The organism is Nannocystis punicea, from assembly GCF_026965555.1.
Lineage (GTDB): Bacteria > Myxococcota_A > Polyangia > Nannocystales > Nannocystaceae > Nannocystis > Nannocystis punicea.
In genome coordinates, this window is the sequence record NZ_CP114040.1 from 4,359,917 (window position 1) to 4,371,890 (window position 11,974).

At 72.0% G+C, this 11,974-nt stretch carries 11 protein-coding genes; 7 read left to right on the forward strand and 4 right to left on the reverse strand.

Annotated elements, in window-relative coordinates:
* Positions 1–9: 9 nt before the first annotated feature.
* Positions 10–1,182: a serine/threonine-protein kinase gene (locus O0S08_RS16805; RefSeq protein ID WP_269040169.1), complete on the forward strand. Its 1,173-nt coding sequence runs from the start codon at positions 10–12 to the stop codon at positions 1,180–1,182.
* A 134-nt stretch (positions 1,183–1,316) separates the two neighbouring features.
* On the opposite strand, the gene O0S08_RS16810 is transcribed toward O0S08_RS16805, so the two are convergent.
* The gene (locus tag O0S08_RS16810) at positions 1,317–1,628 is read right to left on the reverse strand and encodes a hypothetical protein (protein WP_269040170.1); all 312 of its coding nucleotides are present in this window, start codon (positions 1,626–1,628) and stop codon (positions 1,317–1,319) included.
* Positions 1,629–2,234: 606 nt separating this feature from the next.
* A complete protein-coding gene (locus O0S08_RS16815; RefSeq protein ID WP_269040171.1) occupies positions 2,235–2,705 on the reverse strand; it encodes a hypothetical protein in 471 nt (156 codons plus the stop codon).
* Between the two features lie 260 nt (positions 2,706–2,965).
* On the opposite strand from O0S08_RS16815, the gene O0S08_RS16820 reads away from it, so the two are divergent.
* The 3 genes from O0S08_RS16820 (at position 2,966) to O0S08_RS16830 (ending at position 6,030) form a co-directional block, all read left to right on the forward strand.
* Positions 2,966–3,478 carry a DUF1993 domain-containing protein gene (locus O0S08_RS16820; RefSeq protein WP_269040172.1) on the forward strand — a complete coding sequence of 171 codons (513 nt, stop codon included), beginning with the start codon at positions 2,966–2,968 and terminating at the stop codon, positions 3,476–3,478.
* 89 nt (positions 3,479–3,567) lie between these two features.
* Positions 3,568–5,178: a GMC family oxidoreductase gene (locus tag O0S08_RS16825; protein ID WP_269040173.1), complete on the forward strand. Its 1,611-nt coding sequence runs from the start codon at positions 3,568–3,570 to the stop codon at positions 5,176–5,178.
* A gap of 18 nt (positions 5,179–5,196) precedes the next feature.
* Entirely contained in the window at positions 5,197–6,030 is an 834-nt protein-coding gene (locus O0S08_RS16830) for an aminoglycoside phosphotransferase family protein (RefSeq protein ID WP_269040174.1), read from the forward strand.
* A 43-nt stretch (positions 6,031–6,073) separates the two neighbouring features.
* Here the strand turns inward: O0S08_RS16830 and O0S08_RS16835 are convergent, their stop codons facing one another.
* Positions 6,074–7,444, reverse strand: coding sequence for a KamA family radical SAM protein (locus tag O0S08_RS16835; protein ID WP_269040175.1), 1,371 nt, complete (start codon positions 7,442–7,444; stop codon positions 6,074–6,076).
* 439 nt (positions 7,445–7,883) lie between these two features.
* Between O0S08_RS16835 and asnB the strand changes: the two genes are divergently transcribed.
* Together asnB and O0S08_RS16845 are read left to right on the forward strand one after the other, a co-directional pair.
* A complete protein-coding gene (gene asnB / locus O0S08_RS16840) occupies positions 7,884–9,509 on the forward strand; it encodes an asparagine synthase B (protein WP_269040176.1) in 1,626 nt (541 codons plus the stop codon).
* A gap of 3 nt (positions 9,510–9,512) precedes the next feature.
* Positions 9,513–10,784 (forward strand): pyridoxal phosphate-dependent aminotransferase, encoded by a 1,272-nt coding sequence (locus tag O0S08_RS16845; protein WP_269040177.1) that lies wholly within the window; start codon positions 9,513–9,515, stop codon positions 10,782–10,784.
* Positions 10,785–10,803: 19 nt separating this feature from the next.
* Here O0S08_RS16845 and O0S08_RS16850 read toward each other — a convergent pair whose 3' ends face one another.
* Positions 10,804–11,289 carry a hypothetical protein gene (locus O0S08_RS16850; protein ID WP_269040178.1) on the reverse strand — a complete coding sequence of 162 codons (486 nt, stop codon included), beginning with the start codon at positions 11,287–11,289 and terminating at the stop codon, positions 10,804–10,806.
* A 317-nt stretch (positions 11,290–11,606) separates the two neighbouring features.
* Here O0S08_RS16850 and O0S08_RS16855 point away from each other — a divergent pair, with 317 nt between their 5' ends.
* Positions 11,607–11,948, forward strand: a complete 342-nt coding sequence (locus tag O0S08_RS16855) for a GlsB/YeaQ/YmgE family stress response membrane protein (RefSeq protein ID WP_269040179.1) — start codon at positions 11,607–11,609, stop codon at positions 11,946–11,948.
* The last annotated feature ends 26 nt before the right edge of the window (positions 11,949–11,974 follow it).

Genomic DNA, 11,974 nt, shown 5'->3' on the forward strand with positions numbered 1-11,974 from the left:
CCCGCGCGGATGGCCGAGACCGCACCGCCCCAGGGCCTGCAGCGCTACCAGATCATGGAGCCCCTCGGCGCGGGGGCGCAGGGGCGCACGTTCCGCGCGATCGACCGCCAGACGGGCGCGGCGGTGGCGGTCAAGGTGCTGCACCTGCGCTCGCTCGGCGGCGACTGGAAGCCGTTCGACCTGTTCGAGCGCGAGTGCCAGGCGCTCGAGTCGCTGTCGCACCCGGGCATCCCTCGCTACGTCGATCGCTACACCAGCGAGACCAGCGGCGACTTCTTCCTGGTGATGGAGCTGGTCGAAGGGACACCTCTGTCGCAGCGCCTCGGCCGGCCCGGCGATCCGGCCGAGCTGCTGCGCTGGCTGACCGCGGCGCTCGACATCCTCGAGTACCTGCACGGCCGCCAGCCGGCGGTGATCCACCGCGACATCAAGCCGTCGAACCTGATCGTGCGGCCCGACGGGCGCCTGTGCCTGATCGACTTCGGCGGGGTGCGCCTGGCGGTGCGGCCCGACGGCGGCTCGACGATGATCGGGACGTTCGGCTACATGGCGCCGGAGCAGCTGCACGGCGAGGCGACCCCGGCGACCGACATCTACGCGCTGGGCGCGACGATCGCGGCCCTGGCGGCGGGGCTCCCGGCCGACCAGCTGCCGCGCAAGGGGCTGCAGATCGACGTCGAGCGCTGCGTGGCGCCGGGCCGGCTGCGAGATGTCCTTTCGGCCATGTTGGAGCCGGACCCGACGCGCCGCCTGGCCTCCTCGGCGGCGGTGCGCGCGGCCCTCGGGGCGTCGGCCCGCCCGCCGCGGTCGCAGCCGTCCGAGCCCCGGCGGGCGGCGTCGTCGTCGTCGGCGTCGTCGCAGGCGCTCGAGCACGCGCCGGCGCCCGACTACCCGGCGCTGCGCAGCCTGCCGAAGTTCCTGCGGGTGTTCGTGTGGCTGTGGGCGTGGATGGCCACCGGCCTGTTCTTCCTGATCGAGTTCGTGTTCGTGCCGACGGTGTTCGCCCTGCAGGCGTCCGGCCGCCGCTACAAGAAGAAGGCGCACCGCCTCAAGCGCCTGCGCGCCCGCGAGGCCGACGCGCTCAGCTCGGTGCAGCGGATCCGCCGGCGCCTGCAGGCGATCGCCACCAACAGCGACCCGCGCGACCGGCCGGCCCTGCCCGAGGGTCGCGAGCGCCGCTGAGCCGCGCCGCCGAAAGTAAAACGGACATGGCCCGAAGGCCATGTCCGTGCAACCGTCCGTCTCGACCAGGCGCGCCCGTCCGTGGACGCATGGTGTGAGGGACATGTCTGGAGAGACATGCCCTCACGTCGAGCTCACTTGGGCGCCGGCGGCGGCGGGTTGGTGGTCGGGGCGGGGGTGCCGGCGGCGGGCGGCGTGGCCTCGGCCGGCGGGGTGGTGGCGTCGGCCGGGTCGGCCGGGGCGTCGCCGGCGGGCTCGGCCGGCGGCGGGTTCTCGAGCGCCGGATCGACGGGAGCGGGCTCGACGGGCGTCGACTCGGTCGCGGCGGGCTCCGGCGTGGCGGTGTCGGTCTGCTGCTTGTTGCAGCCGCTCATCAGCGAGGTTCCCGAGACGGCCATGATCACCGTCGTGATCGCAGCGACGATGGTGTGCTTCGAATTGCGCATGTTGTCCTTTCGGGGAGGTTGCAATCAGGTAACCCAGCCTCGCAGTCGTGGTAAAGCAAAATCATCACAGTAAATCGATTGGGGGCCCGGGGCGACAATCGCCAGCGGGCTCTGCCAGGAATCCGAGGCGCGGCGAGCTCGCATAACCGCAATAAATGGCGAATGCGCATGGACCGCCGCGAATCGTATTTCCGGGAAATCGAGGTGCGGGAATCGCCGCGAGGACGCTGTCTGGCCAATGGAGGAAGGCCAGCCAGGGGCCGCCCCCATGGTCAAACCCGCTTGCCGACGAACGCGCGATCGAGGGCGCCGCTCGCCGAGCGGACGAGCGAACTCAGCTGTGGCGAATCCGACGTCGGCGAGCAACGCGTGCCGGGTGACCCGCGAGCACAGGCCCCTCGACATGGGGTGCCGTGCACCGCCTCGACCGCGAGGTCGTCGCGCAGGACGAACGCGAATTCTACCTGGACGAGGTCGTCGCCCGGTCGGGGGCCCCGCTCCATTGAATGCCGCGCATGACCCGGGTCTCCTCCAGCAATTCGGTGGACTCGACGAAATCGTCGCGGTGATCCTCGTACGGATCGATGAGGCGAGACCCCGCGCCGCTCAGCCGCGCAGGACCCGGGCCAGCAGGCCGAGGCCCATGTTGGCGGTGTTGCAGGCGATCATGACGACGCCGACCCACCAGAACCGCCGGCGCACCGCCGGCAGCTCGTCCTCGCGGGCGAACACGCGGCGCGGCCACAGGGTGAAGGTGACGTGCAGGAACAGCGCGAGCGAGACGAGCAGCAGGACGACCTTGGCGGCGACGAGCCAGGTCCACGGCGCGCCGGCGTCGGCGTGGGCCACGGCGAGGGCGACGCCGCTGGCGACGATCGCGGCGATGCCGGCGAGGACCTTGTAGCGCGCGCCGTGGACGACGCTGAAGATGAAGTCCTCGAACTCGCTGGCGCGGCTGAAGAACCGCTCGGCCCGCGGGTGCAGGATGAACACGCTGAACACCATGGCGCCGATCCACACGCCGCCGCCGAGGGCGTGGACCGCGATCGGCAACACTCCCGCGAGCGCCGTGCTCATCGCCAGCGGCAGGCTATCACGCGGGGCGGGCGGTGGTCGCGGGTTGCTCGCTGCGCAGGGCCGCGCGCAGGGGCCCGGCTGCTGCGTCACCTTCGCGGCTGCGGCCGGGCGGCGGAGATCGTCGGTTTCGCTGGTCGGGCCGCGGGGTTTTTCCGCGAGCCGCGTGCGGAGCTGGCGGACGAAGATGATCGTGACTTCATCCGGCGCGCGCAAGGCGTGCGGCGGAAACCGAGTAGGATCCGCCGCCGGAGCATCCTCGCATGAACCTCTTCGACATCTCGATCCCGCACATGAGCCGCACTCTGGGTCAGGTCCCGGTGTGGCTCGACAAGGCCCAGGCGCACGCGGACCAGCGGAAGTTCGACGTCAACGTGCTGCTCACCGCCCGGCTGGCGCCCGATCAGTGGCACTTCACGCGGCAGATCCAGGCGATCGTGTTGGCGCCGCTGCGGCTGGCCAACCTGCTGCGCGGGCAGGCGCCGCCGGATCTCTTCGAGCTCGAGCCGACGATCGCGGCCGTGCGCGCCTGCGTGGCCGAGACCCGCGAGAAGCTCGACAAGCTGCGCAGCGAGGAGTTCGCGGGCATCGAGGGGCGGGTGATCCCGCTGCCGTTCCTGCCGGGCAAGGGCCTGGAGGCGTCGGACTTCGTGCAGCAGTTCGCGCTGCCGAACTTCCACTTCCACGCAGTGACCGCGTACTCGATCCTGCGGCACAACGGGGTCGACGTCGGCAAGCCCGACTTCCTCGCGCCGCTTTCGCTCCGCGACCTCTGAGCGGGCTGTGACGCGGCGCAACGATCGCCGCGCGCGGGCTGCGGAGGCGGGGCGGGTCGGGGCGGGCGCGTGATAGAGTCCGCGCGCGCATGAGCTCCGATCCCGACGTGTTCGACTACGTGATCCTCGGCGGCGGCTCGGCCGGCTGCGTGCTGGCCGGGCGGCTGTCCGAAGATCCTTCCGTGCGGGTCCTCTTGCTCGAGACGGGCGACCGGGCCGAGCGGCACCCAGAGACGCTGCGGGCCGACGGGTACAAGGACGCGTTCGTCAACGACGCGCTGCTGCACCACCGCTTCAGCGTGCCGCAGAAGCACTGCGGCCGGCGCCCGCTGTTCCTCGGCTCGGGCCGCGGGATGGGCGGCAGCGGCTCGATCAACGCGATGGTGTACCTGCGCGGCTCCGAGGCCGACTTCCGCGCGTGGGACGTGCCGGGCTGGGGCTGGTCCGACGTCGTGCCGGCCTACGAGCAGCTCGAGCGCGTGCTCGACGTGCGCCCGCGCGAGCCGACCGAGTTCACGGAGGCGTGCATCGCCAGCGCCGAGTCGGCGGGTTTTTACCGCGAGCGCGACCTCGACAACGGCGCGCTGCTCGGCGCGCTCGGCTACGAGGCGATGAACTACCGCGGCGAGCAGCGGCGCAGCGCCTACGTCGCGTTCGTGCAGCCGCACCTCGACCGCATCAACCTGGTCGTACGGACAGGTGCGCACGCGCACCGGCTGGTGCTCGACGACCGCCGGCGGGTGGTCGCGGTCGAGTACGAGGAGGGCGGGGCGCTGCGCACGGCGAAGGTCCGGCGCGAGGCGGTGCTGTGCGCCGGGGCGCTCGAGTCGCCGAAGCTGCTCATGCTGTCGGGGGTCGGCCCGCGCGACGGGCTGCGCGCGCACGGGGTCGAGCCTCTGTTCGATCTGCCGGGCGTCGGCGAGAACCTGCACGACCACCCGAACGTGCAGCTGTTCTACCTCGGCAAGCGCGAGGTCGACTGCAACTACCCGCAGCTGTACGGGTTCCACCGCGCGCTGCCGGACAGCGACCTGCCGCCCGACCAGGCCGACACTTGTTATGTGTTCTACCCGGCGCGCTCGTCGTTCCGCGAGGCGACGATGCGCATGGTCCCGGCGCTGACGGTGCCGCCGGCGCTGTACCGGCGGACCGCGCTGCCGCGGGTGGTCAAGGCCGGCGTCGGCCTGGCCTTTCGGCCAGGTTTCGTCCGGCGCGCGGTCGAGCGGGTCTACGGGGTGGTGGTGATCCTCGGCAAGCCGAAGAGCCGCGGCACGGTCAAGCTGGCGTCCGCCGACCCGCGCGCCTTCGCGGCCATCGACCCGGCCTACTTCGCCGACCCGCAGGACCTGCAGGCGATGATCGCCGGGGTCCGCCTGGCCCGCCGGATCGCCGACGGCGCCGGCCTGCGCCCGTATCAGGGCCGCGAGGTGCTGCCGGGCCGCTTCCTCGAGTCCGACGCGGCGCTGGCCGCGTTCGTGCGCCGGATGGCGATGACGACCTACCACTACGCCGGGACATGTCGCATGGGACAGGTCGCCGGCAGCGTCGTCGACCCGCAGCTGCGCGTGCGCGGGCTCGAGAACCTGCGGGTGGCCGACGCGTCGATCATCCCCGAGGTGCCGGTGTCGGCGCTCAACGCCCCGAGCATGATGATCGGCTGGCGCGCGGCCGACCTGCTGCGCGCGGCCGCGGCCGGCTGAGGGACGAGGCGAGCGACGATGACTGCGACCGACGCGCCGTGGTCATGGGACGCGTATCTGGCGCGCTGGGGCCTCGTGGCCGACGGCGCGGAGATCGTGACGCACGCGGCGCGGCTGCTGCCGGTCAAGCGGGGCGACGAGCCGGCGATGCTCAAGGTCGCGACCGAGCCTGACGAGCGCCACGGCCACCTCCTGCTGCGCTGGTGGGACGGGGAGGGCGCGGCGCGGCTGTACGAGGCCGAGGGCGCGGCGCTGCTGCTCGAGCGGGCGACTGGCACGCGCTCGCTCGCCGAGCTGGCGCGCACCGGCGGCGACGAGGAGGCGACGATCGTCCTGTGCGACGCCCTCGCGGCGCTGCACCGGCCGCGGGCCACGCCGATCCCCGCCGGCCTGGTCGACCTGCCGACGTGGTTCTCGGCCCTGGGGCCCGGCGCGCGCCGTCACGGCGGCCTGCTGCGCGAGGCCCTGGCGGCGGCGTCGCGGCTGCTCGCCGACCTGCGCGAGGTGCGGCCGCTCCACGGCGACCTGCACCACGACAACCTGCTCGACTTCGGCGCGCGCGGCTGGCTGGCGATCGACCCCAAGCACCTCCTCGGCGACCCGGGCTTCGACTACGCCAACATCTTTTCCAATCCGGACATGGCCGGCGGGCCGCCGGTGGCCGTCCACGAGCGGGTGTTCCACCGCCGGCTGGAGCTCGTCACGCAGCGGTCCGGCATCGCGCGCGCGCGCCTGCTCGAGTGGATCCTCGCCTGGTCCGGGCTGTCGGCCGCGTGGATCCTCGACGACGGCGACGAGGCGACGATCGATCTCCGGATCGCCGAGCTCGCCGCGCGCGCGTCGAGCGAGTGACCTTCGCCATGTCCGAAGGGACATGTCCGTGATGTCAGGCGCCTCACGCCGCGGAGGCGTCGGGGAGCAGGCCGAGGCGGACCTTGGCGCGGCGGCGGGACAGCTCCGCGAGCTCGTTTTCGTAGAAGAACTCGGGCGCGCCGAAGGCGGGGCGCAGCTCGCTCACCCAGGCCGCGTCGGGGTCGTACTCGGCGAGGAAGATCCGTCCGACCCACTCCGGGTTGCGCCCCTGGAGCATCCGCAGCACGAAGTACTGTTTGTCGTCGATCTCCGTCACCCCGTCGAGGAGGACCTTGCCGGGCGTGGCCGACATCGACGGGCCGCGGACGCTGCGACACAGGCCGGACAGCTGGCGGTAGGCGCCCTGATAGATCTGCAGCGCGCGCGCCAGCGGGACCTTGAAGTACTCCTTCGGGCCCGTGTCGCGCTCGATGAACATGTAGTAAGGGACAGCGCCCAGGCGCACCTGTGCGCGCCACAGGTCGGCCCACACCGAGGCGTCGTCGTTGACGCGGCGGATCAGCGGGGCCTGGCAGCGGACGACGGCGCCGGTCTCGCGCACGCGCTGCAGCGCCGCGGCGGCGGCCGGCGTGGCGAGCTCGCGCGGGTGGCTGTAGTGGGCCATCACTGCGACGTGCTTGCCGGCGGCCTGGATCTCGGCGAAGAGGCGCAGCAGGTCGTCGGCGTCGGGGTCGGTGAGGAAGCGGGCCGGCCAGTAGGCGAGCGCCTTGGTGCCGAAGCGGATGTGCGCGAGGTTCGGCAGGTCGGCGCGCAGGAGCGGTTCGACGTAGCGACGGAGCACGCTCGTGCGCATCACCAGCGGGTCGCCGCCGGTGAACAGCACGTCGGTGACCTCGCGGTGGCGCGTGAGGTAGTCGACGAGGGTCTGGGCCTCGCGGGCGGCGAACTTGAGGTCCTCGAGGCCGACGAACTGGGCCCAGCGGAAGCAGTAGGTGCAGTAGGCGTGGCAGGTCTGGCCCTGCGCCGGGAAGAACAGCACCGTCTGGCGGTACTTGTGCTGCAGCCCGCGCCGTTCGACCCCGTCCTCGATCGGCACGTTGAGGTCGATCTGGCCGGCCGGGTGCGGATTCATCGCCATCTGGATCGCCCGCGCCCGCGCCTGCAGCTCGGCCTCGCTGCCGCTGCGCACGAGGTCGACCAGAGCGGCCACGTCGGCCTCGTCGAGCATCTCCGGCTGCGGGATCGTCAATTGATAGATGGGGTCGTCGGGGGCGCGCGACCAATCGATCAGGTGCTCGAGCACGTAGGCGTTGACGCGGAACGGCAGGACCTGCGCGACCGCCCGCAGCCGCAGCCGCGCGTCGGCCGACAGGGCCGACAGTTGAGGAATTGCGTCGATGTCCCGGGCGGTGAACGCCCGGTATGCACCCAGATTGAACGCGCCGTCCGGCATCCGCCAAACCCTCCGCGAAAGCGCTCGAGCGCGCCGAGGCGGCTCCAGCGAGTGGATGTCTCTTCGGACAGGCGCAGGCGACCTCGGGACGAACGCCGCTCGAACGGGCCGCGCTCTGCCGACGCCGGGCCGGGCCCGCCGCGATGGTGATTTAGCGACAACTTAACACGCAACCGAGGCTCAGCGCAAGACAGAATCGACGGTGACGTTACGCAATCGTATTGACGAACCGAGATTCGGCGCAGTGGTGATTCGTCGATTACGCCCGATTACGCGGATGTAAGGCCCGTGTAATGCAGTAGGCGCGAATCGTGCGCGTGTCCTATGGGACATGTCCATGGGGACAGCAAGCTTGCCGCCGGTGCGACCTCGCGGTATACCGGGCGCCTGTGTGAGGCGCGGGCGATGCGGCCGCGCCTCGCCGGAGGGAGAACGAAGCATGTGTGGAATCCTCGCGGTCTTCGGGGCCGTCGACGACGCGATCCTCTCGCAGGCGATGACCGCGAGCGAGCGCCTCAGCCACCGCGGTCCGGACGGCCACGGGGTCCACTACCAGCGGGGCGTCGGCGCGCTGCTGCACCGGCGGCTCTCGATCATGGACCCGGAGGCGGGGCGCCAGCCGCTGTTCGGCCGCGACGGCGGCGCGCTCGTGCACAACGGCGAGATCTACAACCATGCGGCGCTGCGGGCCGGGCTGCAGGCGGCGGGGCGGGTGTTCCGCAGCGGCTCCGACAGCGAGGTGCTGGTCCACCTCTACGAGGCCCGCGGCGACGCCTTCGTGTCGGAGCTCGACGGCGTGTTCGCGTTCGCGGCCATGCGCGACGACGACTGGCTGGTCGCGCGCGACCCGATCGGCGTAAAGCCGCTCTACTACGGCCGCGACCCGGCCGGCAACCTGTGGTTCTCCTCCGAGCTCAAGGCGCTGGTCGACCACTGCGCGTGGTTCAAGGTGTTCCCGCCCGGGCACGTCTACACCGGGCGCGGCGGCCTGCGCCGCTGGTATGAACGGACATGGCTCGGAGGACAGGTCGACTATCGCGGCGACGCCGCCGGCCTGCGCGAGCGCTTCGAGGCGGCCGTCGACAAGCGGCTGATGAGCGACGTGCCGCTCGGCGTGCTGCTGTCGGGCGGGCTCGACTCGAGCCTGGTGGCCGCGCTGGCGGCCCGCCTGGTGCGGCGGCGCGGCGCGGGCGCGCGGCTCAAGTCGTTCGCCATCGGCGTCGACGGCGACTCGCCCGACCTGCGGGCGGCGCGGGAGGTCGCGGCCTTCATCGACACCGAGCACCACGAGGTCCGGCTCGACCTCGACGACGGCGTCGAGGCGCTACGCGACATCATCTGGCACACCGAGTCGTACGACATCCCGACGGTGCGCGCGAGCGTGCCGATGTACCGCCTGAGCCGCTACATCCGCGACCAGGGGGTCAAGGTGGTGCTGTCGGGCGAGGGCTCCGACGAGGTGTTCGGCGGCTACCTCTACTTCTACTTCGCCGACGGCGCCGACGCGTTTCACCGCGAGACGGTCGAGCGGGTCCAGAACCTCCACTTCAGCGACGTCCTGCGGGCCGACAAGAGCACGATGGCGCACGGCGTCGAGGCCCGGGTGCCGTTCCTCGACCTCGCGTTCCTCGACCTGGCGATGACGATCGATCCGGCGCTCAAGCGGCCGCTCGCGCCCGAGGCCGGGCGCGAGGGGCGGATGGAGAAGGCGCTGCTGCGGGCCGCGTTCGCCGATCCGTCCGATCCGCTGTTGCCGCCGGCGGTGCTGTGGCGGCAAAAGGAGCAGTTCTCCGACGGCGTCGGCTACGGCTGGGTCGAGCGGCTCAAGGCCCACGCCGAGGCGGTGGTGTCCGACCTCGAGCTGGCCGAGGCCGGCGAGCGGTTCCCGCACGAGGCGCCGACCACCAAGGAGGGCTACCTCTACCGGGCGCTGTTCGCGGCGCTGTTCCCCGGCGAACACGCGGCCCGTTGTGTGCGACGATGGGTCCCGCGCTGGCAGGCCGACGCCGACAGCTCGGGGCGGGCCAACCCGCTCCACGCCAGCGCTGTCCGAAAGGCCAGGTGAATCGTGCAAGGACGTCCGAGCCTCAACCTCCAGGTCCGCGGCCTCTCGCCGTCGGCCACAGTGTCGATCAACGAGCGCAGCAACGACCTCGTGGCCGCCGGCCGCGAGGTGTTCAAGCTCGGCCTCGGCCAGTCGCCGTTCCCCGTGCCCGACAGCGTCGTCGAGGCCCTGCGCGCCCACGCGACCCGCAAGGAGTACATGCCCGTGCGCGGCCTGCCGGCGCTGCGCGACGCGGTCGCCGCCTATCACCAGCGCAGCGTCGGCGGCGAGCGCGAGTACAGCGGCGAGCACGTGCTGGTCGCCCCGGGCAGCAAGGAGCTGATGTTCATCACCCAGCTGGCGTTCTACGGCGACCTGGTGCTGCCGTCGCCGGCGTGGGTGTCGTACTCGCCGCAGGCGCGCATCATCGGCCGGCAGGTCGTGTGGGTGCCGACGCGCGCGGAGGACGGCTGGAAGCTGCGCCCCGCGGACCTCGACGCGCTGTGCCGCCGCGACCGGGGGCGGCCGCGCGTCCTCATCCTCAATTACCCGGCGAACCCGACCGGCCAGACCTACGAGGCCGACGAGCTCGCGGCGCTGGCCGAGGTCCTGCGCGCGCACGAGGTGCTCGTGGTGTCCGACGAGATCTACGGCGAGCTCCACCACGACGGCGCCCACACCTCGATCGCCCGGTTCTACCCGGAGGGCACGATCATCAGCTCGGGCCTCAGCAAGTGGTGCGGCGCCGGCGGCTGGCGCCTCGGCACGTTCCTGTTCCCGCGCGAGCTCGAGTGGCTGCAGCGGGCCATGGTCGCGGTCGCCAGCGAGACGTACACGTCGACCAGCGCGCCGATCCAGTGCGCCGCGGTCACCGCGTTCGCCTTCGGCCCCGACATCGCCGCCTACGTCGCCCAGGAGCAGGCAATTTTAAAAGCCCTGGGGGCCTGGTGTCATCAGCGCCTGCTCGCGGCCGGCGTCGCCTGCGCCGCGCCCCGCGGCGGGTTCTATCTGTTCCCGGAATTCGACGCGCGCGCCGATTCGCTGCGGCGGCGCGGGATCGCCGGCGGCGAGGCGCTGTGCGAGCGCCTGCTCGAAGAGACAGGTGTGGCGATTCTTCCCGGCAGCGACTTCGGCCGGCCGCCGGGCGACCTCACCGCGAGGCTCGCCTACGTCGACTTCGACGGCGCGGCCGCGCTGGCCGCTCACACGGATCAGCCGATCGACGAGGCCTGGCTGCGGCGGTTCATGCCGCGGGTGCTGACGGCGATCGATCGCATCGCCGAGTTCGTCGCCTGACGCGCTCGTCGGCCCGCGTTCAAGCCGCGGGCTCGTCGGGCGTGAAGCCCGAGGAATAATCGGCGTGGACCACCAGGAGCGCGGTCCACGACTCCACGCCGGTGTCCTCGTCGGTCTCGAACAGCAGGCGGGCGCCGGCGGGGATCTCCAGCATGCGGCGGTTGTGCCGGTCGCGTCCGGTGACGAAGGGCACCCGCTCGGCGGTCAGTCGTTCGACGACTGCGTCGTAGCCGGGGACCTCCGGGGCGCCGAGGATCCACGCGTCGATCTCGCGCTCGCCATCGGCCTCGAGCTCGACGAGCCAGTCGTGGAAGAGCGTGTAGACGAGGTCGCCGTCGAGGAAGAGCTCGAAGTTGCCGTAGCGCCAGATCTCCGTGCCGCCGATGCCGGCCACCAGCTCGCTGGGCGGGCCGAGCCGGTCGAGGACGGTGTTGCGATCGTCGCCCGGGCGTACGCCGCCGAGCTGACCTTCGACCACGAGGTTGCGGATGGAGAACGGGATCACGGTGCGTCGACGGTAACACGGAGTCGCGCCGCGCAGGGCAGCGAGCCGGACAGGTTCGACACGAGCGCGCGGGGCAAGAGCAGGGCGGACGCGGCCGCGGTGACCTGCACGAGCTCGCGCGCGTCGCCGGGCAGACTGCGCCCGTCCGGCCGAGGATATCGCCGGCCGCGACCGTCGACGACGCGGCGTCTTGCCTGGCGGTCAGGCGCGGTGCGATGAAGGATCGCCGAGCGGCGGGCCCGCCCGCGGCGACGAACTCGACCGCGACCGCGGCAGGCTCGACCGCCCGAACGGCGATTGGCGGCGGCCCTGGTGCGATGATTCGCGAACTCCCCCCATTCGTTGCAGCGGCAAGGGATCGCGCTACGCTCCGGTCGGTCCTTGCGGAGGAGAAAACCATGGAGTTCATCTGGACATTGATCGTGGGCCTGATCGCGGGCGCCCTCGCCAAGCTGGTCATGCCGGGTAAGGATGCGGGCGGTGTCATCGCCACCATGCTCCTCGGCATCGCCGGCTCGTTCGTCGCCGCCTTCCTCGGGCGCGCGCTCGGCTGGTACGCGCACGTCAACGAGGGGCCGGGCATCATCGCCTCGATCATCGGCGCGCTGGTGCTGCTCGCCATCTACCGCCTCGCCGTCGGCCGCAGCATCCGCGGCTGACTTCGGCCTGCGGCGGCTGACTACGG

What these genes read in the sequence shown, in the direction of transcription:
- O0S08_RS16820 (WP_269040172.1), top strand. Translation starts at nt 2,966, where the DNA reads ATGAACCTCTTCGACATCTCGATCCCGCACATGAGCCGCACTCTGGGT.
- O0S08_RS16805 (WP_269040169.1), top strand. Translation starts at nt 10, where the DNA reads ATGGCCGAGACCGCACCGCCCCAGGGCCTGCAGCGCTACCAGATCATG.
- O0S08_RS16835 (WP_269040175.1), bottom strand. Translation starts at nt 7,444, where the DNA reads ATGCCGGACGGCGCGTTCAATCTGGGTGCATACCGGGCGTTCACCGCC.
- O0S08_RS16830 (WP_269040174.1), top strand. Translation starts at nt 5,197, where the DNA reads ATGACTGCGACCGACGCGCCGTGGTCATGGGACGCGTATCTGGCGCGC.
- O0S08_RS16815 (WP_269040171.1), bottom strand. Translation starts at nt 2,705, where the DNA reads ATGAGCACGGCGCTCGCGGGAGTGTTGCCGATCGCGGTCCACGCCCTC.
- O0S08_RS16810 (WP_269040170.1), bottom strand. Translation starts at nt 1,628, where the DNA reads ATGCGCAATTCGAAGCACACCATCGTCGCTGCGATCACGACGGTGATC.
- O0S08_RS16855 (WP_269040179.1), top strand. Translation starts at nt 11,607, where the DNA reads ATGATTCGCGAACTCCCCCCATTCGTTGCAGCGGCAAGGGATCGCGCT.
- asnB (WP_269040176.1), top strand. Translation starts at nt 7,884, where the DNA reads ATGTGTGGAATCCTCGCGGTCTTCGGGGCCGTCGACGACGCGATCCTC.
- O0S08_RS16825 (WP_269040173.1), top strand. Translation starts at nt 3,568, where the DNA reads ATGAGCTCCGATCCCGACGTGTTCGACTACGTGATCCTCGGCGGCGGC.